The sequence below is a fragment of the Clostridium sp. JNZ J1-5 genome (assembly GCF_053901425.1).
The window spans coordinates 2,493,391-2,518,037 of sequence record NZ_CM132773.1; the positions used below are offsets into that span (position 1 = coordinate 2,493,391).

Sequence of the window (24,647 nt, forward strand, 5' to 3'; positions counted from 1 at the left end):
ATAATTAAATTTTATAAGAGGTGAATTTATCTATGAAAAAATCCTTAAAAGTCTTACTAGCAGAAGATGAGTATTTGTGTTTGATTGGTTTAGTTAATAATCTAAAGGAACTTGGACATGAAGTTGTTGGGACAGCCGCTAATGGCGAAGAAGTTATAAAAATGGCTTTAGATAAAAAACCAGACTTGATTATTACAGATATTAATATGCCCATTTTAGATGGTGTTGAAGCTATTAGGAAAATTAATGAGCAAGTATCTATACCCAGTATAATAGTAAGTGGTTATTATGATAGAGAATCCATTGAAAGGGCAACAAAACAAGGAATATTTAGTTATTTAATTAAACCTGTGTATGTTCATGACTTAAAGGTTGCTATAGAGGTCTCCATGTCTAAATTTAAAGAGTTTGAAAAAATAAAGAACAAGCTTCAAAGTACTGAAAGAGCTCTTGAAGGACGGAAATATATAGAAAAAGCTAAGGGAATTATAATGGACAGATTTAGATTAAATGAAGATGAATCAATGAAAAAATTGCAAAAAATGAGCAAAGATAATAATAAAAAAATGGTGGACATAGCTAAAGAAATAATAAATGCTAATAATATTCTAAGTTAATAAAAAATTCCTAGAACATATATTTTTTATTTTATATTTATTTTAAAATAAGGGTAAACACTTATAGTTTTAGATATTGACTTATTGATTTTTATGGAATATAATGTAAATAATTACAAATAGCAGATATTTAAGACGGATAAGGAAGTATGTTTTATATCTATGGCAGATATAAAATGAGTAAAGTTAAGCTTTTAGTTAAAGTAAAGTAAAAATTTAATATGGAATTTTAAGTTTATGGTAGATTTAAAATTCTAGGGGTTAAGGTGCCTCGTATATACATGAGTTTTAAGGATTATTATGCAATTCTTATGTATAAACGAGGCATCTATTTTTATAAAACTATAATTGCTATATCAAACTACGCATTATAGATTATTAAAGTTTATTGATTATAAGGGAGGAGGATAACTTAAAAATGATGCTAATAGAAATGCATAATAAGAGGGCTAGAGTTTAAGTAAAGGTTTACAAATATTTAATCCAGGAGGGGTATTAATGAAAAAAGTAGTAGGTCTATTAATTGCAGCAATGTTGACATTCACAGGATGTGGTCAAGCTGCAAATACATCATCAAAACCAGCTGATGAAACAGCTAAGCCTAAAAAGTTAACTATAGGAATGTCATTTCAGGAAATGGATAATCCTTATTTTATCACAATGAATGAGGCTGTTAAAGAAGCTGCTGACCAAATTGGAGCTGAACTTATTGTAACTGATGCTAAACATGATGTAAATAAACAAACTAGTGATATAGAAGATATGATTCAAAAGGGTGTTAAGATTTTATTATTAAACCCAACTGATAGCAAAGGTATAGAAACAGCAGTTGTTGAAGCAAAAAAGGCTGGAGTTGTAGTAGTTTGTGTTGATGCACAAGCAAATGGTCCTATTGATTCTTTTGTAGGTTCCAAAAACTATGATGCAGGATATTTAGCTGGAAAACAATTAGCAAAAGATTTAAATGGAAAAGGAAAAGTTGCTATCCTAAATGGTATTCCAGTAGTTCCAATCCTAGAAAGAGTAAAAGGTTTTCAGGCTGCTATGAAGGAATATCCAGGTATTAAAATTGTAGATAACCAAAATGGTGAACAAGAGCGTAGTAAGGCAATGGCTGTAACTGAAAATATGATGCAGACAACTTCAGATTTAAATGCAATTTTTAGTGTTAACGATACAGGTGCTTTAGGAGCTGTTGCTGCTATTGAAAGTGCTGGCAAAAATATTGGAGTTTATAGCGTTGACGGTGCACCAGAAGCAGTTAAAGCTATAACAGAAGGAAAAATATTTAAATGCACTGTAGCTCAATATCCTCGTGATCAAGTAAGAATTGGTTTTGGAATAGCTTTAGCTAAGTATTTAGGTGCTCATGTTCCAGCAGCAGTACCAGTAGATGTTAAACCATTGACAAAAGATAATGCGAAAGATTTTAAATGGTAATAAAAATTATTAAAAACATGTGCACTCCAAGTTTTGGAGTGCTAATCCTTAAAAAGTTTAAATAAGGAAGTAGGCAGGTGGTATAGTGGATAAAATTTTGGAACTAGTGGATATAAAAAAAGAATTTCCTGGAGCTAAGGCATTAGATGGTGTAAGTATTAATTTAATTCCTGGTGAAATTCATGCCCTAGTAGGAGAAAATGGTGCAGGAAAATCAACTTTAATGAAAATTTTATCTGGAATTTATAAACCTACAAGCGGTAAGATTTTTTTTGAAGGAAAAGAGATAATTTTAAATAACACTAAAGAGGCTCAGGAGTTAGGTATAACTATTATACATCAAGAATTTAGCTTGATTCCATATCTCAATGCTGTAGACAATATATTTTTAGGAAGAGAAATAAGAAAGAGTAATGGTTTATTAGATAGAAAGCTTATGAAAGAAAAGGCCCAGGAGTTATTAAAAAGAATTGATGTAGATATTGATTTAGATAAAACAGTAGAGGAACTTAGTGTTGCGGAACAACAATTTATTGAGATAGCTAAGGCTATTTCTGTAAATTCAAAACTTTTAATATTAGATGAACCAACAGCAACGCTAACAGAGGGAGAGGTAAAGCATCTTTTTAATTTAATGAAGACACTTAAAAAAAATGAAGTGACTATGATTTTCATTTCTCATCATATAGATGAAATATTTCAAATAGCCGATAGGGTAAGTGTTTTAAGAGATGGGAAATGGATTGGAACTGAATCAATTGATAAAGTTACAGAGGATAGTATTATCCACATGATGGTAGGAAGAGAGTTAAAGGATACTTTCCCAAAACGAGTTTGTTCTGAAGGTGATAAGGAAGTAATTTTAGAAGTTAAAAACTTAAGGAACAGTAAAGTTAAGGGGGTATCATTTAAATTATATAGAGGTGAAATATTAGGGATATCTGGACTTGTAGGTTCTGGTAGAACTGAAGTGGTAAGAGCATTAATTGGTGCAGATAAGGTAGAAGAAAAAGAAGTCTATATAAAAGGGAAAAAGGTGAGTATTAGGACTCCAAATGAAGCATTGCAATTTGGTATAGCCTTAATTCCAGAAGATAGGAAAACCCAAGGTTTAGTGTTAGAAGCATCTATTAAGAATAATATAAGTTTATCTGGCCTTAAAAAGATTATTAATAAATACAGATTCATTAATAGAGGGAAAGAAATAAATATAGTGGATGAGTATGTAGAGAGTTTAGATATAAAAACATCAAGTATAGAGAGACTTGTAAAAAATTTAAGTGGTGGAAATCAACAAAAGGTAGTAATAGCTAAATGTTTAAACACAGAATGTGAAATCTTAATTTTTGATGAGCCTACTAGAGGGATAGATGTAGGAGCTAAAGCGGAAATATATAAATTGATGAGACAATTAGTTAATAAGGGAATTTCAATTATTATGATATCATCAGAACTTCCTGAAATTTTAGGAATGAGTGATAGAATATTGGTTATGCGTAAAGGCGAAATTACAGGAGAGATAAATCCTAAAGAAGCTAACCAAGAAAGAATTATGTATTATGCAACAGGAGGTGGAGTAAATGAGTGATTCTGAAAAGGCATATGAAAAAAGGAAAAATGAAAATCTTATAAGAGGCTTCTTAAAGGGAAGAGAGCTAAAAAAAGAGATGGTAACTTTTATAGGATTTATTGGATTATGTCTGTTAATGACATTAGCATCGGATAAATTTTTAGAGTATGACAATTTAATTAATATAGTTAGACAAGTATCTATAAATGGTATTCTAGCAGTAGGTATGACCTTTGTTATTTTAACATCAGGAATAGACCTTTCTGTTGGATCTGTTATGGCAATTTCCAGTACTGTAATAGCAGGTGCAATGATTAACTTAGGATTACCTTCTGCAGTGGCCGTATTACTAGGGATTTTAGTAGGCGCTATATGTGGTCTTATTAATGGTACATTGGTAGCCTATGCAAAGATGCCGCCAATTATAGTTACCTTAGCAATGATGGAAATTCCCCGCGGTTTAGCTCTTTTATATACTGGAGGATACCCATTATCTGGCTTGCCAACTAAGTTTTCTTTTTTAGGCAGAGGATACTTATTAAACGTAATTCCAATGCCTGTAGTTATAATGATTATAATTTATTTAATTGCTTATATAATATTAAATCACTTGCCAATGGGAAGATATATATATGCTATTGGTGGAAATGAAGAAGCAGTACGTTTATCTGGAGTTAAGGTAAAAAAGTATAAAATTATAGCTTATCTAGTAAGTGGTTTAACTGCCGCAGTTACTGGAGTAGTGTTAACTTCTAGGTTGATGTCTGGGCAGCCAATGGCTGGGGTGGGTTTTGAGTTAGATGCTATAGCAGCAGTTGTGTTAGGTGGAACTGATATAGCAGGAGGACGTGGAAATATTTTAGGTACTTTTCTAGGTGTATTAATAATGGGAGTATTAAGTAATGGATTGAATCTGATGGGGGTTTCACCTTATGTTCAAAGAGTTTTAAAGGGACTTATAATACTTTTAGCTATTTACTTTAGTTCAAAAAAGAAAAAATAAATACTGGCAAAATATGAGGAGGGGTTTATTATGACAAAGTTACCTGAAACAATGAAAGCTTTAGTAGCATATGGAAATGGAGATTATCGTTTTGAAACAAATTATCCTACACCAAAGTGTGGACCAGATGACATTATTATTAGAACTGAAGGCTGCGGTGTGTGCGCAGGGGATTTAAAATGTCAGCATGGTGCTGCAATGTTCTGGGGGGATGAAGTACAACCTTCTTGGGTAAAACCTCCGTTTATACCAGGACATGAATTTGTTGGGGTAATTGTTGAAATGGGAGAAAATATAAAGGATTTTCAAATTGGAGATAGAGTAACTGCAGATCAAATCGTTCCATGTGGTGAATGTAGATTTTGTAAAGATGGTCATTACTGGATGTGCCAACCTCATAATATTTTTGGATTCCAAAAAGAAAATAATGGTGGTATGGCAGAATATGTTCGCTATCCTAAAACATCTGTAATACACAAGGTTCCAAAGGAAATGAAATTAGAAAACGCATTGTTAATTGAACCTTATGGCTGCTCTAAGCACTGTGTAGATAGAGCACAAATAGGCTGTGAAGATGTTGTAGTAATCTCTGGTGCAGGCACACTTGGATTAGGTATGGTTACCTATGCAAGAATGAAAAATCCTAAAAAGTTAATTGTTCTAGATATGATTGATATACGACTTGAAAAAGCAAAAGAATTTGGAGCAGATATTGTAATGAATCCATCTAAAACTGATGTGATTAAGGAAATACTTAATATGACAGAGGGTTATGGCTGTGATATCTATATTGAAGCAACTGGTCACCCTTCTAGTGTAACACAAGGGTTAAGTATGATTAGAAAATTGGGACGTTTTGTTGAGTTTAGCGTTTTTGGTTCTCCAACAACTGTTGACTGGTCAATTATCGGAGACCGTAAAGAGCTTGATGTTTTAGGCGCTCATTTAAGCCCATATTGTTATCCCTTCGTTATTGAAAACATTTCTAATGGAAATCTAAAAACAAATGGTGTAGTATCACGTACTTTCCCAATTGAACAATGGAAAGAAGCTTTTGAATATGCAACAGGTAAATACGGTGATTTTAAAGTAGCAATTACATTCTAATTAAATTTTATAATCCCATAACATAGTTTATAGAGGAGTTGAGAATATGGAATATTTAGTAGGAGTTGATGTAGGAACCCAGGGTACAAAAGCAGTTTTGATAAACCCAAAAGGTGAAGTTCTAGCCCATAGCTATAAAGGATATGATGTTGAGACACCAAAGCCTTCCTGGGCAGAACAATGGCCTGAACCTTGGGTTGATGCTACCTTTGAAACCATTAAAGGGGTTGTTGGTAAGGCAAATATTAGTGCTGAAGATATAAAAGGTATAGCAATAAGCAGCTTATATGGTGGGTCTGGTATCCCAGTAGACAAAGACATAAATCCTTTAGCTCCCTGCTTAATTTGGATGGATCGCAGAGCTGAAAAGGAAGCAAAATGGGTAGAAAAAAACATTGATCTTGATGAGTTGTTTGAAATAACAGGTAACTCTGTAAACTCATACTTTGGATTTACTAAAATCCTTTGGATGAAGAATAATCTCACTATATGGGATAAAATACAATATCTTTTACCGCCAGCTTCTTATATAGTTTATAAATTAACTGGAGAAGTAGCTGTAGACCATTCCTCAGCAGGAAATATTGGGGGAGTATACGATTTGAAAAAAAGAAATTGGTCTGCCCATATGCTAGAGAAGTTAGGAATACCATTAAAGTTTTTCCCAGAAAGACTTGTAGAATGTACTGACATTGTAGGTGGGGTTACAGAGGAAGTTGCTATAAAGACAGGCTTAAAAATTGGAACACCAGTAATCTGCGGTGGTGTTGATGCACCAGTTGCTACCTTAGGGGCAGGAGCTTTTAATGAGGGCAATCATGTAGCTATGATGGGTACATCTATGTGCTGGGGATTTGTAACAGAAAAACCTAACCTTTCAAAGAGTTTAGTTAGTATGCCTCATACCATAGATTCAAAGAACAAAATTTATACTTTTGGAGGAGCTGCTACTGCAGGAGCTGTGGTGAGATGGTTTAGAGATACATTAGGAGATTTAGAATTAGATAAACAAGAAAAGACAGGAGTTAACGCATATACCTTGTTAGAAGAGAAGGCTATGAATATACCAGCAGGCTCTGAAGGTTTAATCGTGTTACCTTATTTTATGGGAGAAAGAAGCCCAATTTGGGATAGTAAAGCTCGTGGTACTATAATTGGGTTGAGTCTTATGCATAATAAAGGACACTTATTTAAAGCCTTTATGGAGGGAGTTGCCTATTCTCTACGGCATAATATGGAAATGGTTGCTGGAACAGGTGTACATTTAAACAAGGAAATAATTCTTGTAGGTGGTGTTTCTAAATCAAAGATTTGGCCACAAATTTTTGCTGACGTTACTGGAAGACCTGTAAAAATTATAAAAAATGATGTAGAGGCTCCATTAGCAGATGCACTATTAGCTGGGCTGGCAACTGGAGTTTTTCAACAACCTAATATATTGTCTCAATGGCTGGAATTTGATGATACCATTGAGCCAAATCTAGAGAATACAAAGTTATATAATAAAATTTTTGATATATATAAAAGCCTTTACTTAAACCTAAAAATTAATATGAGTGAAATAAATGATTTAAAAATCTAATACAAATGAGAAAGTTATATGCTGTTACAGTTCCCCTTTATATGTAGCAGCAGGTTTTTTATATAGACTACAAAATAAATATGAATTTATAGGAATTAGTATTTTAATAGCTACTATTAAAAAGGAGGCTATAATGGGAAAATATTTATTGGGTTTGGATAATGGAGGTACGTATATAAAAGCGGTTATTTTTCATATAGATGGGACTACAGTAGCTACTGCATATGAGCAGGTGGAATTAATTAACTCTGGAGAAGGTCGTACAGAAAGGGATATGGAGGCTTTATGGGAGGCTAATTGTAGAGTATTAAAAAATGTGATAGAGCAGTCCTGCATTCAACCTAGTGAAATTTTAGGGGTTTCTCTTTCAGGCCATGGGAAAGGACTTTATCTATGGGGGAAAGATAACAAACCAGCCTATAAGGGAATTGTATCAACAGATACAAGAGCCTATATGTATCCTGAAAAGTGGAACAATGATGGGACAGCAGCCAAAGTTTTTGGAAGAACATGTCAAAGAATTTTAGCTTGCCAGCCAGTGTCTCTTGTTAGCTGGTTAAAAGATAATAATCCAGAAGTAATAGAAAATACAAAATGGATATTTGGGGTTAAAGATTATATTAGATATAGACTTACAGGAGAAGCTAATGCTGAAATTACAGATATTTCAGGCTCAAATTTTGTAAATATTATTGAGGAAAAGTATGATAAAGAACTATTAAAAATTTTTCATTTAGAAGATATTTATGATAAACTTCCTCCACTAAAATATTCAACAGATATATCAGGGTATATTACAGCAAAAGCAAGTAAAAAAACAGGTTTAGCAGAGGGAACACCGGTGGCAGCAGGAATGTTTGATATTGATGCCTGCGCCATTGCTATGGATATTACAGATGAAGATAAGCTTTGCATTATTGCTGGGACATGGAGTATTAATGAATATATTTCAAGAAAACCAGTTCTTAATAAAACAGTTATGATGAATTCTCTATATTGCATTCCAGGATATTATCTTATAGAGGAATGCAGCCCAACTTCAGCAGCTAATAATGAATGGTTTTTAAATAAGTTTATGGATAAAGAAAAAGAATTAGCTAAGGAATTAGGTATTAATGTTTATGATATGGTCAATAAGATGGTTGAATCGGTAAAGCCAAATGAACAAAATATTATATTTTTGCCGTATATATTTGGTTCTAATTATAATCCACAAGCAAAAGCTTGTTTAATTGGAATGGATAGCTCTCACACAAAAGAGCAAATTGTACGAGCAGTATTTGAGGGAATTGTCTTTTGTCATATGGTTCATATTGAAAAATTATTGTTAAACCGTGAGAAGCCTAAAGTTGTTAGATTAGCTGGGGGTGCTGCAAATTCTAAAGTATGGGTTCAGATATTTGCTGATGTGTTAAATTTACCTATTGAGATAATTGATACAAAGGAATTAGGAGCATTAGGAAGTGCTATGGCTGCAGGTGTAGCTGTAGGTATATTCAAAGACTTAAAAGAGGCAGCAAAAAAGTTAGTTAAGATTAAACAAAGAGTTGAACCAATTAAAGAAAATGTTGAAATCTACAAAGCTAAATTTCAGCTTTATAAGGACACTACAGAGGCTTTAGATAGTCTATGGAAAAAGTTTTAAACTAATATAGTTACGCACTTATATGAGTGGAGGAGTTTATGGAATATTTATTAGGTTTATATGAAAAGTCAATGCCTAATTATATAACTTTAGAAGAAAAATTAATAGAAGGAAAGCAGGCAGGTTTTGACTTTTTAGAGATTAGTATTGATGAAACTGATGTAAAACTACAACGACTTGATTGGAGTACTAAAGAAAAGAAAGAATTGGTAAATTCCATGTATAGAACTGGAATGCCAATAAAAACAATGTGTTTGAGCGGACATAGAAAATTTCCAATAGGAAGTAATGATAAAACAATAGCTAAAAAGGGTATGAGCATAATGAGAAAAGCTATTGATTTTGCATGTGATATAGGAATTAGAATTATTCAAATTGCTGGATATGACGTTTATTATGAAGAATCTACATTAGAGACTATACAACGGTTTAGAGAAAATTTAAAAAAGTCTGTTCAGTATGCGGCTGAAAAAGGAGTCCTTTTGGGATTCGAAACCATGGAGACAGATTTTATGAATACTACGGAAAAAGCAATGAAATATGTTGAGTTAATTGATTCACCATATCTAAATGTGTATCCTGATATCGGTAACGTGACAAATGCGTGTAAACAGTATGGAATAGATGTACTAAAAGATATAGCTAATGGAAAGGGAAAAATCCTAGCTGCTCATTTAAAAGAAACCCTTCCAGGTAAGTTTAGGGAGGTTCCTTATGGAACAGGTCATGTAGATTTTAAAAGCACTATAGAATTGCTTAGAAAAAATGGTGTTTATATGTTTGTAGGTGAGTTTTGGTTTAATGAAAATTTAGATTGGAAAGAATCCTTGAGATTTTCCAATAAATTTTTAAGATCTCAATTCAATAACAGATAAAGTTTGATGGGCTATCAATTCATAGATTGATTGTTTTTTAGTTAAAAGATATTAGCCTATGAAAGGAGAAGAATTATGTTAGAGGATTTAAAAGAAAGTGTGTTAAAAGCGAATTTAGAATTAACTAAAAAAGGATTGGTTACATACACCTGGGGAAATGCAAGTGGAATTGATAGGAACAAAGGATTAATAGTTATTAAACCAAGCGGATTACCATATGAAGAAATGGAATTAAATGATATGGTGGTTATAGATTTAGAGGGGAATGTAGTTGAGGGAAACTTGAAACCGTCATCAGATACTCCTACTCACTTAGTTTTATATAAAGCTTTTCTTGAAATAGGCGGGGTAGTTCATACCCACTCACCATGGGCTACTAGTTGGGCTCAAGCAGGAAAAGATATACCTTGCTTTGGAACAACTCACTGCGATTATTTTTATGGAAGTATACCTTGTACAAGAAATATGACAAAAGAAGAAGTAGAAGGGGAGTACGAATTACAAACTGGTAATGTAATCGTAGAAAGGTTTAAAGAATTAAATTCAAACTATATTCCAGGGGTAATAGTTTGTAACCATGGTCCCTTTGCTTGGGGTAAGAGCCCAGAAGAAGCTGTGCATAATGCTGTGGTTATGGAACAAATAGCTAAGATGGCATATAGAACATTGACTATAAATGCTTCCCAATCTTCAGTTAAGAGTTATTTGTTAGATAGACACTTTTTAAGAAAGCATGGTGCTAATGCATATTATGGACAGAATGAAAAGTACAATGATTATTTATAAAAGTTCAAAATAAATGGTCTACAGGAGAAAGTTCTGTAGATCATTTATTTTTTAATATTATGAGTTAATGAATATACAAACCTAATTAATACATAATAAATAAAGGCTGTATTTTAAAATATGCTAACCAACTATCTGATAAATATTTCGATAAAAAACTATTTACATATACCCACTATGGGTATATAATATATATCAATAAAGCATTATATATGGGGGCGGATGGGTCCTGGTGGATCCCGTGGACTTCAAATCCATAGTCGGGTGGTAAGACCGGCCGAGGTGGGTTCAATTCCTACACGTTCCCGCCATTTTAAAATACTTGCTCTTAGGAGGTGGCTGTATGACAGATAAGGAATTAAAAAGACTTACACATATGTCTTCAAAGGCCGGATGAGCTAGCAAGTTAGGTCCAGAGGACCTGGCACAAGTTTTGTGCCATTTAGACGATGATACAAAAAAAGATCCAAACTTAATTGTTGGTTTTGATAAATCAGATGACGCAGGAGTATACAAGATTTCAGATGAACTTGCATTAGTTCAGACTGTGGATTTCTTTACTCCGGTAGTAGACGATCCATATTTATATGGACAGATTGCAGCTACAAATGCACTAAGTGATGTATATGCCATGGGGGGAAAACCACTTACAGCAATGAATATTGCTTGTTTTCCATGTTCCCTTGACCCTAGTGTTTTAGCTGAAATCTTAAATGGTGGAGCAGCTAAAATTAAAGAAGCAGGGGCTACACTTGTAGGAGGCCATACTGTAACGGATAATGAGATTAAATATGGTGTATCAGTTACAGGAACAGTAAATCCATCAAAGGTAATAACAAACTCAGGTGCAAGGCCAGAAGATGTTCTCATTCTTACAAAGCCTATTGGAGTGGGAATTATAACAACTGCATTTAAATTTGATTTAATATCTGAAGATGAACTTAATGAGGCTGCAACTGTTATGTCAACATTAAACAAGGCTGCTTCAGAAGCTATGCAAAAAGTTGGAGTAAATGCATGTACAGATGTAACTGGCTTTGGACTTTTAGGACATAGCTATGAAATGGCTGAAGGTAGTAGAGTTGAAATTAAAATTTACAGCTCAAAGATACCATTTATGAAAAATGTAATTAAATTAATCCAAATGGACTCTGTTCCTGGTGGAGCACATTCAAATATGCGCTTTTTTGAAAAGTGGGTTCACTTTAACAATTCAATTGAAAAAGCAATTAGGATTGCACTATTTGATCCCCAGACTTCAGGTGGATTGTTGATTTCTGTACCTAGAGAAAAAGCAGAGAAATTATTAGGTGAATTAAATTCTAATGCTGAAATAAAGTCAGAAATAATTGGTGAAGTACTTGAAGTGGGAACACAAGAAAATGTAATTACAATTGTTTAAAAGGACATAGCCTTAAATGGATTAATCCAGTTAGTGGTTATGTCCATTTCCTTAAAGGAGGAATAATTTTTGGAAAACTTCAATAGGCAGGATGTTTTAAGAAAAATTCCATCTATAAGTAGACTAATCCAGTTGCCTGAAATTAATAGCTTAATGGAGGCTTACGGAAGAGAATTTACATTGGACAAAATTAGAGAAGTTATAGATGATATTAGAAAAAACACCTGGTTTAATGATAGAGAAGAGATTACCCAACATATTATAAAAAAACTTAGGGAAAATATTGCATGTCAGCAAAGGGCTGGGTTAAAGAGAGTTATAAATGCAACAGGTATTGTTCTTCACACAAACCTTGGAAGAGCACCATTGCCAAAGGATGCAATTAACTTAGTAAAAGAGGTAAGTGAAGGGTACAGCAATCTAGAATTTGACATTGAAGCAGGTATTAGGGGTTCTAGATATTCTCACATAGAACCTATTATAAAAAAAATTACCGGTGCTGAAAGTGCAATGGTAGTTAATAACAATGCGGCTGCAGTGTTCTTATGCCTAAATACATTAGCAAATAACAAAGAAGTTATAATATCTAGAGGACAGCAGGTGGAAATTGGGGGGAGCTTTAGAATTCCTGATATAATATCAAGAAGTTCTGCAAGAATGGTGGAAGTTGGAACTACCAATAAGACTAGAATAGGGGATTATGATAATGCTATTTCTGAGGAAGCTTCAGTACTATTAAAGGTACATACTAGCAATTACAAAATAACTGGATTTACAGAAGAAGTTTTACTTCAAGAGTTAGTGGAGTTAGGATATGAAAAACAACTTATTGTTATGGAGGATTTAGGTAGTGGAAGCCTGTATGATTTATCATCTATAGGACTGCCCTATGAGCCAACTGTACAAGATAGCATAAAATCAGGAGCAGATATTGTAACTTTCAGTGGTGATAAGCTTCTAGGAGGACCACAAGTAGGAATAATTGTAGGAAGAAAAGATTTAATTGATAGAATTAAGAAAAATCCACTTACTCGTATGCTTAGATGCGACAAGATGACTATTGCTGCACTTACTGCTGTATTAAATTTATATAGTGATTTAGAAAATGCACCTAGCCATATACCTGCCCTTAAAATGATGGCTTTAAAGGAAGATGAATTGCTTTCTAGAGCAGCTGAGCTAGAAAAGAATATAGATATGGTTTTAGGAGATAAGTGCAAAACAGAAGTAATAGATGAACTAGATGAAGTTGGAGGAGGTTCTCTTCCAGGTGTAATCCTTAAGGGAAAGGCAGTAGCACTAAGTGCTGATAATATAGAAGTAAATAAAATTCAAGAACAACTTAGAAGGGCAGATATTCCAATTGTATGCAGGATAAATAAGGATCGAATTATTTTGAATGTGAGAACTATTGAAAAAAGTGATTTTCAAGTTATTGTTGAAGCTCTTACAGGGATATTAGGTGAAAAAGTATGAAGAATGTTGTAATGGGAACTGCAGGACATATAGATCATGGAAAAACAGCTCTTGTAAAGAGGCTTACAGGGGTTGATACAGACAGGTTAGAAGAGGAAAAACGCAGAGGAATGACAATTGAGCTTGGTTTTGCTTCTTTGACTCTGCCATCAGGCAATGTGATTTCTGTAATAGATGTGCCTGGACATGAAAAGTTTGTTAAGACAATGGTAGCAGGAGTTACCGGAATAGACTTTGTTATGTTAGTAATTGCTGCAGATGAAGGGGTAATGCCTCAGACTAAGGAGCATATTGATATACTTTCACTTTTAAACGTAAAGTCTGGAGTAATTGTTTTAACAAAAACAGATTTAGTAGATGATGAATGGCTTCAGATGGTAAAGGATGATGTAAAAAATAGCCTTAAAGGAACTACTTTAGAAGACTATCCTATGATTCCAGTATCCTCAGTAACTGGAGAGGGTATTCAAGAACTTGTTAAATACCTTGAAAAATTAACAGAGAAAGCTGCAAATTCAAATGCTGAAGAATTATTTAGATTATCTATAGATAGAGTTTTTACAATTACAGGACATGGAACAATAATTACAGGAACTGTGGCTGGGGGAGAGATAAAAAAAGGTGATATGATTGAGATATTACCTAAAGGATTAAGTGCAAGGATTAGAGGAATTCAAGTACACAATCATAATGTGGAAACAGCCAGTGCAGGAGATAGATGTGCCTTAAATATTGCTGGAGTTGAAAAAGCAGAAATAGAAAGAGGAAACCTAGCAGCAAATCCAGGAATTATAAAACCTACTAGAATTGTGGATGCTGTGCTGCACACAGTAAAAGATATAAAAGGCATAGTTCATAATCAACGGGTACATGTGCATGTAGGAACTAAAGAAGTGCTTGCTAGAATAAGAGTTTTAGGAGAAGATGAAATATTAGGAGAGAGCAAAGGGTATGTTCAACTTAGGTTTGAAGAGCCTATTGCAGTCATAAGAGGAGATAGGTTTATTATACGTTCCTATTCACCAGTGGTTACTTTAGGAGGAGGAAAAATAATTTTTCATTCTTCAAAAAATAGACAGAGATTTTCAGAGAAAACCATTGAAACTTTGAAGATAGGAGAAGCAGGAAATGTAGATAAACTAGTAGATTTCATTCTTAAGGATTCAGAGAGGCTATTAACCGTTGAAGACCTATGGAAGGAAACTTTTATTAATAAAAATGAAATTAGAAATATACTCCAAGAGTTAATGAACTTAGAAAAGGTAGTCTATTTACCAGAAACAGATAAATATATAAGTAGACATTTATATAGAGAATACATGAAAAAAATTAATATGGAATTTGAAACATTATATGAAAAATATCCTTTTAGATTTCAAATAGATAAAGAAGAAATAAAAAGTAAAGTGTTTAGCACTTTAGATGTAAAAGAATTTGCTGAACTATTGAATAGCTATATTAAGAATAATCTACTTAAATTAGATGGCAATTTTATAGTAGAGGCCAATAGAGATATGATTGATAGAATATCTGAAAGAAGTCAAACAAAATTAGTTGAAAAGACTTTTATGGAAAATGGACTGAATGTTAAAAGTATTCAGCAGCTAAAGGAAAATACAGATGTTAAACCATATAAGTTTGAAGATGTTGAGAAATTTTTGATACAGTCTGGAAAGATAATTGATTTAGGTAGTGGGATATTGATTCATGTGGATATATTGAAGCATAATGTAAAAAAATTAAGAGAGATTTTTGATAAAGAAGGTACTATTTCTGTAGTCCAAGCAAGAGACTACTTGGAAACAAGTAGAAAGTTTGCCGTAGCACTGCTAGAATATTTAGATAGCCTTGAGGTGACTATAAGATATGAGGACATTAGAAAGCCGGGAGTCCATTATATGGACTATTTTAGATAAATATACTGGTTTAAACTATAGATAAAAAGGTAGGTGAAAATAATATGATTACAATTTCTAAATTAGCAGCTGAAAAGTTCAAAGAAATGGCACTAAAAGCTAAAAATCCTGAAGTTACTATGCTTAGAGTTTCATTTGGTGGCTATGGCTGAGGAGGCCCAAGATTACAATTAACTCTGGATGAGTTAAAGAATGAAAATGATGTAGTTATAGAATCAGAAGGTGTAACAATAGTACATGATGCTGACCTTGGAGTATATTTAGATAATTCAATTATTGATTACTCAAATGGTTGGTTAAATCGTGGATTTGTTATAAGAGGATCTAGAACATCCTCATGTTAGCAACTAAACCAAAGATTTAAACTAGAATTTAAATTATTAAGGACTCTATGATTTCATAGGGTCCTTTCCATCAGTAGCTTAAGCCTTGTCAATGTCAAACCAAAACATAACTCCATTATCTAAATTTTTTACCCCACACTTATTTCCGTGGAGATTTTGAACTGCCTTTACAATAGATAACCCAAGACCGCTGCCACCATATTTTCGTGTTCTTGCCTTGTCTACTTTGTAAAAGCTAATCCATATTTTATCTAGGGCTTCCTCCTGAATAGGATTTCCTGAATTAAAGATTTCGAATTTTACTTTTTCTTCAAGATCCACTACAGTTATATTAATTATTTTATGGCTATTTACGTGATTAATTGCATTATTTATATAGTTTATAATGACTTGTTCTATTCTAACAATATCACCGCAGACTGTAACAGTAGGTTCTTTAGTTACGTTAATTTTTATTTGCTTTTCTTCAAAGATTGCTCTGTATTTGATAAGAATTGAATCTATAAGTGAAGATATGTTAAATACGGTTTTTTCTAGTCTGAAATAACCAGATTCAATTTGTGATAAATTCAGGAGGTCTTTAACTAGTTTATCCATACGTGTTGTTTCATTGATAATGACATTACAGTAAAAGTCTTTGTCCTCAGCGTTTTGTATAACATTGCTTCTTAAACCTTCTGAATAGCCTTGGATTAATGAAATGGGAGTTTTTAATTCATGAGATACATTTGAAACAAATTCTTTACGCATTTCATCTATCTTTCGTTCTTTTTCTATATCTTCCATTAGTTTACGATTTTTTTCATTTAATTCTGAAATAGCATTATCTAAGTTTTCGGAAAGATAATTAATACTTTTAGCCAGTTCTCCAATTTCATTTTCATCATTAATATTACATTTTTTAGAGAAATCCAAATTTGCCATATTCTGAGATACACTATTAAGTTCTAATATAGGCTTAGTAAAATTTTTAGAAAATAGATAAGCCCATATTCCTCCAATAAAGAGTACCAAAATACCTGTAAACATCATGAACTTATTAGCTGTATTTGCATTTTCGGTTATGGCAGGAAGAGGAGTTCTAATTATGAGAGAATCACCGTTGCTTAATATAGTTTTAAGAACAAGAAAATCAATTTTTAAATCCTTATCTTTTTGAGTTAAAAATACATATTTTTCACTATCAGGCATATATAAGCCTATAATTTCGGAAAGACTTTCTAAATCCATTTTAGTATTAGGCACAGGGTTTATTTTTCTGTCAAATATTCTACTATCATTCCGCCTTAAGCTGCTTTCTGAATCTGAGTCAGGAGGAGTAATGGGTTTCCTAAAAAAAGGTTTTTCATTTAGTACTCTTGAAAAGGTGCTGTATTTTATCTTGCCGCTGCTGTCTACAATTATCATGTTTAGCGTTGAAGATGTCTCTAGCTTTTCTAGTTCTAAAGCTATATCTGCAGGGTTTCCTTTATATGATTGATTAATTAAATTACTATTTTTTATCAGCATGTCTTTCTTTTCGTTTAAATAATACTTTTCAAGGTATTGTGTGTTTAGAAGAAGAGAAAACAATACAAAAAATATAATTAGACTGCTTATACCAATAAATAGCTTATATCTTATGGATTTTAACATTGCTTAACCTCGAATTTGTATCCAAAGCCTCTTACAGTTTGGATATAGTCCTCTTTAGTATCTAATTTTATTCTTAAACGATTAATATGAGTATCTACAGTTCTAAGACCGCCAAAATAGTCATAGCCCCATACTTTATTAAGTATTTGTTCTCTGCTTAATGCTCTTCCAACATTATTAACAAGATACAAAAGAAGCTCATATTCCTTTGGACTAAGATCTATATTATTACCTAAAATTTCTACGGAGCGGGCTGTATCATCTATTACAAGGCCATCAAAAGATTTTATAGAAAGGGACTCTTTTTCAAGTCTTCTGAGAACAGCATTTACTCTAGCTACCAGTATATTAGGACTAAAAGGTTTAGTTATATATTCATCTGCACCAATCTCAAATCCAAATAACTCATCAAATTCTTCACTTCTTGCTGTCAGCATTATTATTGGAACTTTTGAAAAATTTCTTATATATTTACACACTGTCCAACCATCATAACCAGGAAGCATAACATCTAAAATAATAAGATCGATGTCACTGTTACTTTTTATAATTTCAATAGCTTTTTTACCATTATCAGTTTCTAGAGTAAGATAGCCTTCTTTCTTTAAAAAATCTTTCAATAGTTTTCTTATAAGTTCTTCATCATCTACTATTAAAATTTTTTTATTTTCCATGTTTTTATCCTTTCACACAATGGATTAAATCCTATTTATTATATTTTATAAGACCATTGTCACAATTGTGTTACAAGGCAAAAAAACTGCAGGGAATACCTACAGTTTTAGTTTTAAAGTTATCTTTTTATAAAAGGCTTATCTTTATGTACTTGTGGAATAGCCTTTTTTAAAGTATCTGCTTTTGATTGAGATATTATGCCTTGCTTAACCATTTCTGCGAAAATATCTTGCTTTGGTTCAGCTTTTTTATCTTTGAAATAAGCATCTCTTTGTTCTTTTGTCATATCTTTAACTTTAGCCATGTCTTCTTTAAATTTTGGTCTATTTTGCTCCATGAAAGCTATGATTTTGTCTTCTTCAGCTTGAGTAATTACTCCAGCTTTTACTTGACTATCAAGTTGTGATTTGAAATGATCCTTATCAGGTCTTTGCATTTTAGGCATAGTTTTTTCTATAGCATCAGCTTGTTCTTGAGTTATTACTTTTTGGTCAACTAGGTCTTTTAGAAAATTCATTTTTTCTTTTGGTTTATTAGCTTTAAAGTAAGCTTCACGTTCAGTTTCTGTCATGTTTTTAATTTTATCAAATTCAGCCTTCATTTCATTTTGTTTTTTAGTTAAGTAATCTTTAATAGTGTCAGCTTGTTTTTGAGTTATAGTACCAGCTTTAACTAATGAGTCAAGCTTTCCTATCATAGCCTCTTCTGGAGAACCATGCTTTTGTTTATTGAATTTCTTATAATCTTTCTTCTGAGTTATATTAGAAGTAGACTTATTAGTGTCAGAGGCGTTATCACTTTTAGCAAAAGCAATACTGCCAGCTGATAAAATCATACCTCCTGCCAATACACCTGTAATAACTTTAGTCATAATTCTAGGATTTTTCATTATAAAACTCCTTTCAATTTAGTATTTTATGTTACATTGTTATTTTATCCATATTATGTTACAGAATTGTCACAGGATTTTTAACGTTTTAAGAAGATTGAGTTTAAAACAGATATTTATTTGTTATAATGTAAATGAAATAAATCTATAGAAAAGTTTTAAAAGCTGGAAAATTAGAAAAATACAATTAGTTTTATAGGAATAATATATTTTATGCTAATGAATATTAGAGGGAGATACAATGGATAAAGACACAATAGTAGAACAATTATATCCGTCAATTGTTGAAAATGGTAAAGAGTTCAATGAGATACTTTTAAGGGCATTAGACTCGGTAAGTGATGGTATATCCTTTTGTGATAAGGATGGATACCTTCTATATGTAAACAATGCCTGTTGTGAAATAGTAGGAGCGGATAAAGAAGAGCTGCTTAACAAGAAAGTAGATAGCCTATCCCCGGACAAGCCAATGCTAATAGAGGTTATTGAAAAGAAAAAAAGTATTATAGATATAGAATACTTTTGGAATTTTAAAGGTAAAAGAACACATCTTATAAATTCAGGATATCCTATATTTGATGAGAATGGCAATATTATTGGGGCAATAGATATATTTAGAAGTATTGAGCGTTCTAGAGAACTTGCTAATACAATTGCAGGACACCAAGCCTTTTTTATGTTTGATGATATTGTTGGGGAAAGTGTAAACTTGAAAGAGATTATAAATCTAGCTAAGACATTTTCAAAAAGTAATGAGAGTATATTAATATTTGGAGAAACAGGAACAGGAAAAGAATTATTTGCTCAATCTATACACAATTATAGTAATAGAAGACGTAAACCATTTGTTGCATTAAACTGTGCAAACTTGCCAAATGAACTTATAGATAGTGAACTTTTTGGATATGAGGAAGGAGCTTTTACTGGAGCTAGAAAAGGTGGAAAGCCTGGAAAGTTTGAATTGGCAAATGGGGGAACGTTGTTTTTAGACGAGCTAGGAGAGATGCAGATAGATATTCAGGCTAAATTATTACGCGTGCTTGAAACCATGTGTATAAATAGAATTGGTGGAAACAAACCTATAAATGTAGATGTAAGAATAATAGCTGCTACAAATAAAAATTTAGAGGAAATGGTTCAGGAAGGAAAGTTTAGAAGAGATCTTTATTATAGATTGAAAGTTTTATGTCTTGAAATCCCTCCTTTAAGAGAGAGGGGAGAAGACATACTTTTACTTGCAGACTACTTTGTAAAAAAGCTTGTAAGTAAGGGGAATAAGTATGTTAAAGGAATAGATAATAGAGCAAAGGAAATGCTTATGAAGCATAGTTGGCAGGGGAATATTAGAGAACTTGAAAATGTAATTTCTAGATCTATGTTTATATGTGAAGGGGATTGGATTACAGAAAAGACGCTTTTTATGGCTGGATTTAAAGAACCCATATATGAAAATATAATAAAGAAGGAACCATTAAAAATAAGCAAGGATATTTTAGTAGATATATTAAATGCAAATAGGGGAAATAAAAAGAAAACTGCTCAGATTCTTGGAATTTCTAGACCAACACTATATAAGTTTTTAAAAAAGTATGGTCTATAAAAAAAAGTGTAAAGTGTTTACATGTAAACACTTTACACTTTATATCTTGGTGAAACCCGCTAAAATAGCAGTATTTTAAAATAAAAAAAGAATCTAAGTGTAAATCACTTTACACTTAGATTCTTTTTTTATTCATGGATATAATCAGCAACATTGAAAATACAAGGTTTAAGAGCCGATTTACATTTTGGAGCGATTCTTGCGAATGGTATATTTCAAGTAAACATTTACAAAGTTAAAGCTTACATGATAACTGAACTAACTTTAAGGGGGAAGCTGAATTGAATAAAAATATTGATAAATGTAAAGCAATTGTTGAGAAAGATAAAAAGATGTACGCACAAGCAGGTAAAATTCCATATTTCCCATTGGCAGTAAAAAGGGGTCAAGGGGCAATAATTGAAGATGCTGATGGCAATGAATATATAGATTTGTTAGCTAGTGCTGCTATGCTTAATACTGGGCACTGCCATCCAAAAATTGTAGAAGCGATTACAGAGCAAGCAAAAGATTTTGTTCACTATATTTATCCTTATGTATATCATGAACCACTTGTGGAACTTGCAGAAGAAATTATAGATATTACTCCTGGAAATTTTGAGAAAAGAGTTATATTTGGGCTTACAGGTTCTGATGCCAATGATGGAATGATAAAATTTGCAAGGGCATATACAGGAAGAAGTAAAATAATATCCTTTATAGGCTCTTATCATGGTTCAACATATGGCGCTATTTCTCTTTCGGCATTGAACCTTAACATGCGAAGAAAAATAGGCCCTCTAGTTCCTGAAATACATCATATACATTACCCAGATTGCTACCGCTGCAGATTTGGTAAGGAAGAATGTAATTGTAATCTAGAATGTCTTAATGAGCTTGAAAATGCATTTAAATACTATATAGCTCCAGAAGAAGTAGCAGCTATATTAATAGAGCCTATAGCTGGAGATGCAGGATTTATAGTACCTCCACAAAAGTACATGGAAAGGCTTTATAATCTTTGCAAAGAAAATGGAATATTATTTGTAGTTGATGAAGTTCAGCAGGGCTTTGGAAGAACTGGGGAATGGTTTGGAATAGACAATTTTAATATAGAACCTGATATGGTTGTACTAGGAAAATCAATTGCGTCAGGTATGCCTATGAGTGCCATTGTTGGAAGAAAAGAGATTATGGAATCCTTAGATGCTCCTGCACATACCTTTACTGCCGCAGCAAATCCTATTTCTTGTAGGGCTGCCATGGCAACTCTTCAAGTTATAAAAGAAGAGAATCTTATCCAGCGTTCAAAAACTTTAGGGGAATATATGAAAACACGCTTCGAAGATATGCAAGAAAAATACGAAATTATCGGAGATGTACGTGGTGCTGGAATGACTATAGGAGTTGATCTTGTTAAGGACAGAACTACTAAAGAAAAGGATAAGGATGCAGCTGCAAAAATTTGTTATCGAGCATGGGAAAATGGAGTGCTGGTTACTTTCGTTTCAAGTAATGTGTTAAGGATACAGCCACCACTAGTAATAAGTAAGGAACAGATTGATAAAGCACTAGATGTTATTGAAGAAGCTATAAAAGAGTATTTAAAAGGTGGTATTCCAGATGAAGTTTTAGAAGTATCAAAGGGTTGGTAAAAATAAATATAAAAAATAATCCCGCTTTAAAGTAAAGCGGGATTTTATTATATATTTACATACATATATTTTTAGAGTATAATAAAGAATTAGACATAACTATAACAATTATATAACATATTACATAATAATTTTATCATAAAGTAAATATCAAAGTCAAGGGGTTTTTAAAAAAATATAGGAGAGTGATAAAATGAGCAGTTACCAGCAAAGCAAAGAGGAAGAATTAATGTACCTTAACAAAACTTTGAAGGTTATCGAAACACAATTAGCTGAAGAAGAGAATACCTTAAGTACTAGCTTTAAGAACCTTATAAATTCAGGAAGAGAAATGTGGGAGGAGAGTGTTCATTTTTCCAATGATTTTGACAAAATTCCAGAGATGAATCAATATCTTTTAGAAGTAAATAATCAAAATAGAGATTATGCAAAGAAACTAAAGCGAATAAAAAAATATAAACAGATGCTGAATTCTCCTTATTTCGGAAGATTTGATTTTTTAGAGAATGGTTTTGATAGCAAGGAAAAAATTTATATTGGACTCTATAATTTAATGGAGGCTAAAACAGATTCAATTTTTATATATGACTGGCGGGCTCCTATTTCTAGCATATTTTATAGGCATGAAGCAGGTGAAGCTTATTATAATTCTCCAGTTGGAATCGTTTCGGGAAAGGTGTATTTAAAAAGACAGTATAAAATTCAGGATTCCAATCTTAAATTCTTTTTTGACAGTAATATAAGAATTACCGATGAAATTTTACAAGAAGTTTTAAGCCGCAATTCTTCAGCAAAGATGAAGAATATAGTAGAGACTATTCAAAAAGAACAGGATGCTATAATAAGAGATACTGAAAATGAACTTTTAATAATTCAAGGAGTAGCAGGTAGTGGGAAAACCTCTGTTGCTCTGCATAGAATTGCATTTTTACTTTATGAAGGACTAAATTCTAAGATAAATTCTAATGATGTTATTATAGTTTCACCAAATTCTATATTTAGTAAATATATTTCCAATGTTCTTCCTGAACTTGGGGAAGAGCATGTGGAGGAAATAACTTTTGATGATATTGCTTCAAAATTTTTAGACAATAGATGTATGATTGAAGCTAGAGGCAATCAGCTTGAAAACTTAATTATTGATCAAAAGAATGAAAAATTAGATTTAAAAGTTCAAGGTATAGAGTTTAAGGGATCAGAGATATTTGTAGAAATTCTTGATAGGCTGATACAATATTATGAAAGAAATCTACACAATTTTGAAGATGTATATTATGAAGGAAAAATCATTGAGACAAAGCAGCAGTTAAAAAATATGTTTCTTAATAATAAAATAGATATCCCTATGGTAAAAAGGCTTAGAAGAATTGAAAGTATAATATTAAATAAAATTTATCCATTGAGAAAAGAAAGACTTAGAAAAATTGAAAAAGTTGTACAGAATAATCCTGAGCATATATTTGAAGTAAAGTCATTTAGCAGGTTAATTTCTATTAAAGAGACAAAAGTATTTATGAAACACATTCATAGTTTTACTAAAGTTCATTATATGGATTTATATAAAATACTTTTTAATAAAAATGGATTTATTTTCAAGCTATCTAAAGGACTAGAGCTTCCTAAAAATATTGAACAAATAATATGGGAAACTAGCATGCGTTTAGAAAAAGGATATATTTCTTATGAAGATTGCGCTCCTCTTATATACATTAAATTAAAGATAGAGGGAAACGATAATTTTTCGAATATTAGGCAGGTAGTAATTGATGAAGCACAAGATTATTATTCTATACAATATAATGTTTTTAGACTTTTATTTAAAGGGGCAAGGTATACTGTACTAGGTGATTTTAATCAAACACTTGAAAGAAACGGAGATAAGTTTATATATGATAATATTGAAAGAATATTAAACAAAAGAAAATCGGTAAAGATGTCTATGAGTAAAAGTTATAGAGCTTCTTTTGAAATAAATAATTTTAATAAAAGATTCTTGAATAGTAACCAAGAAATTACTTCCTTTAAAAGACATGAAGCGGAACCAATAGTTATATTTAAAAATAATCAAGAAGTTTTAGATAGGGATATTGTAAAAGATATAGAGTATTATTATAAACAAGGATACGATTCAGTTGCAATTATTTGCAAGACAAAGCAGCAGGCAAGAGAAATTGAAGAAAGATTAAAAGACTTAATTGATGTTAAAGTATTAAATGAAGATTATACTAAAATTGAAAAGGGGACTTTGATTGTACCTTCTTATTTAGCAAAGGGTCTTGAGTTTGATGTAGTGCTGGTATATGATGTTTCAAATGTTAATTATGAAACTCAATTTGATAGAAGGCTTTTATATATAGCTTGCACAAGAGCCCTTCATAGGCTAAAGATCTACTTTACTGGAGAAAAAAGTAGATTACTTTAATATTAAGTATTTTCAATATAAGCACTAGA

At 32.0% G+C, this 24,647-nt stretch carries 19 protein-coding genes and 1 tRNA gene; 17 read left to right on the forward strand and 3 right to left on the reverse strand.

The window, feature by feature from the left end:
• Nucleotides 1-32: 32 nt before the first annotated feature.
• From ACWW38_RS12045 to ACWW38_RS12110, 14 genes are all read left to right on the forward strand, one after another.
• Nucleotides 33-617 carry an ANTAR domain-containing response regulator gene (locus ACWW38_RS12045; RefSeq protein ID WP_456257798.1) on the forward strand — a complete coding sequence of 195 codons (585 nt, stop codon included), beginning with the start codon at nt 33-35 and terminating at the stop codon, nt 615-617.
• Between the two features lie 498 nt (nt 618-1,115).
• Nucleotides 1,116-2,057: an ABC transporter substrate-binding protein gene (locus ACWW38_RS12050; protein WP_456257799.1), complete on the forward strand. Its 942-nt coding sequence runs from the start codon at nt 1,116-1,118 to the stop codon at nt 2,055-2,057.
• Nucleotides 2,058-2,142: 85 nt separating this feature from the next.
• Nucleotides 2,143-3,645 carry a sugar ABC transporter ATP-binding protein gene (locus ACWW38_RS12055; RefSeq protein WP_456257800.1) on the forward strand — a complete coding sequence of 501 codons (1,503 nt, stop codon included), beginning with the start codon at nt 2,143-2,145 and terminating at the stop codon, nt 3,643-3,645.
• Complete coding sequence (locus ACWW38_RS12060) at nt 3,638-4,630, forward strand: ABC transporter permease (protein WP_456257801.1); 993 nt, start codon at nt 3,638-3,640, stop codon at nt 4,628-4,630. The genes ACWW38_RS12055 and ACWW38_RS12060 overlap by 8 nt, the downstream gene beginning before the upstream one ends.
• A gap of 30 nt (nt 4,631-4,660) precedes the next feature.
• Complete coding sequence (locus ACWW38_RS12065; RefSeq protein ID WP_456257802.1) at nt 4,661-5,737, forward strand: MDR/zinc-dependent alcohol dehydrogenase-like family protein; 1,077 nt, start codon at nt 4,661-4,663, stop codon at nt 5,735-5,737.
• A 46-nt stretch (nt 5,738-5,783) separates the two neighbouring features.
• The gene (locus tag ACWW38_RS12070) at nt 5,784-7,319 is read left to right on the forward strand and encodes an FGGY-family carbohydrate kinase (protein ID WP_456257803.1); all 1,536 of its coding nucleotides are present in this window, start codon (nt 5,784-5,786) and stop codon (nt 7,317-7,319) included.
• A gap of 133 nt (nt 7,320-7,452) precedes the next feature.
• Nucleotides 7,453-8,964: an FGGY-family carbohydrate kinase gene (locus ACWW38_RS12075; protein ID WP_456257804.1), complete on the forward strand. Its 1,512-nt coding sequence runs from the start codon at nt 7,453-7,455 to the stop codon at nt 8,962-8,964.
• A gap of 38 nt (nt 8,965-9,002) precedes the next feature.
• Nucleotides 9,003-9,839 (forward strand): L-ribulose-5-phosphate 3-epimerase, encoded by an 837-nt coding sequence (locus ACWW38_RS12080; protein WP_456257805.1) that lies wholly within the window; start codon nt 9,003-9,005, stop codon nt 9,837-9,839.
• Nucleotides 9,840-9,914: 75 nt separating this feature from the next.
• Nucleotides 9,915-10,625 carry an L-ribulose-5-phosphate 4-epimerase gene (gene araD, locus ACWW38_RS12085; RefSeq protein WP_456257806.1) on the forward strand — a complete coding sequence of 237 codons (711 nt, stop codon included), beginning with the start codon at nt 9,915-9,917 and terminating at the stop codon, nt 10,623-10,625.
• Between the two features lie 214 nt (nt 10,626-10,839).
• Nucleotides 10,840-10,936: transfer RNA gene (locus tag ACWW38_RS12090), tRNA-Sec, on the forward strand.
• Between the two features lie 32 nt (nt 10,937-10,968).
• Entirely contained in the window at nt 10,969-12,027 is a 1,059-nt protein-coding gene (gene selD / locus ACWW38_RS12095) for a selenide, water dikinase SelD (RefSeq protein WP_456257807.1), read from the forward strand.
• 69 nt (nt 12,028-12,096) lie between these two features.
• Nucleotides 12,097-13,503, forward strand: a complete 1,407-nt coding sequence (selA, locus tag ACWW38_RS12100; RefSeq protein WP_456257808.1) for an L-seryl-tRNA(Sec) selenium transferase — start codon at nt 12,097-12,099, stop codon at nt 13,501-13,503.
• Nucleotides 13,500-15,419 carry a selenocysteine-specific translation elongation factor gene (gene selB, locus ACWW38_RS12105; protein ID WP_456257809.1) on the forward strand — a complete coding sequence of 640 codons (1,920 nt, stop codon included), beginning with the start codon at nt 13,500-13,502 and terminating at the stop codon, nt 15,417-15,419. The genes selA and selB overlap by 4 nt, the downstream gene beginning before the upstream one ends.
• Before the next feature lie 44 nt (nt 15,420-15,463).
• Nucleotides 15,464-15,763: a HesB/IscA family protein gene (locus ACWW38_RS12110; protein ID WP_456257810.1), complete on the forward strand. Its 300-nt coding sequence runs from the start codon at nt 15,464-15,466 to the stop codon at nt 15,761-15,763.
• Nucleotides 15,764-15,841: 78 nt separating this feature from the next.
• Here the strand turns inward: ACWW38_RS12110 and ACWW38_RS12115 are convergent, their stop codons facing one another.
• The 3 genes from ACWW38_RS12115 to ACWW38_RS12125 all read right to left on the reverse strand — a co-directional run bounded on the left by ACWW38_RS12115 (nt 15,842) and on the right by ACWW38_RS12125 (nt 18,962).
• Nucleotides 15,842-17,398, reverse strand: a complete 1,557-nt coding sequence (locus ACWW38_RS12115) for a HAMP domain-containing sensor histidine kinase (RefSeq protein ID WP_456257811.1) — start codon at nt 17,396-17,398, stop codon at nt 15,842-15,844.
• Nucleotides 17,392-18,072, reverse strand: a complete 681-nt coding sequence (locus ACWW38_RS12120; protein ID WP_456257812.1) for a response regulator transcription factor — start codon at nt 18,070-18,072, stop codon at nt 17,392-17,394. The genes ACWW38_RS12115 and ACWW38_RS12120 overlap by 7 nt, the downstream gene beginning before the upstream one ends.
• Before the next feature lie 119 nt (nt 18,073-18,191).
• Nucleotides 18,192-18,962: a hypothetical protein gene (locus ACWW38_RS12125; protein ID WP_456257813.1), complete on the reverse strand. Its 771-nt coding sequence runs from the start codon at nt 18,960-18,962 to the stop codon at nt 18,192-18,194.
• A gap of 241 nt (nt 18,963-19,203) precedes the next feature.
• Here ACWW38_RS12125 and ACWW38_RS12130 point away from each other — a divergent pair, with 241 nt between their 5' ends.
• From ACWW38_RS12130 to ACWW38_RS12140, 3 genes are all read left to right on the forward strand, one after another.
• Nucleotides 19,204-20,562: a sigma-54 interaction domain-containing protein gene (locus ACWW38_RS12130; protein ID WP_456257814.1), complete on the forward strand. Its 1,359-nt coding sequence runs from the start codon at nt 19,204-19,206 to the stop codon at nt 20,560-20,562.
• A 281-nt stretch (nt 20,563-20,843) separates the two neighbouring features.
• Nucleotides 20,844-22,196 (forward strand): aspartate aminotransferase family protein, encoded by a 1,353-nt coding sequence (locus ACWW38_RS12135; protein WP_456257815.1) that lies wholly within the window; start codon nt 20,844-20,846, stop codon nt 22,194-22,196.
• 193 nt (nt 22,197-22,389) lie between these two features.
• Nucleotides 22,390-24,618, forward strand: coding sequence for a HelD family protein (locus ACWW38_RS12140; protein ID WP_456257816.1), 2,229 nt, complete (start codon nt 22,390-22,392; stop codon nt 24,616-24,618).
• Nucleotides 24,619-24,647 lie beyond the last annotated feature (29 nt).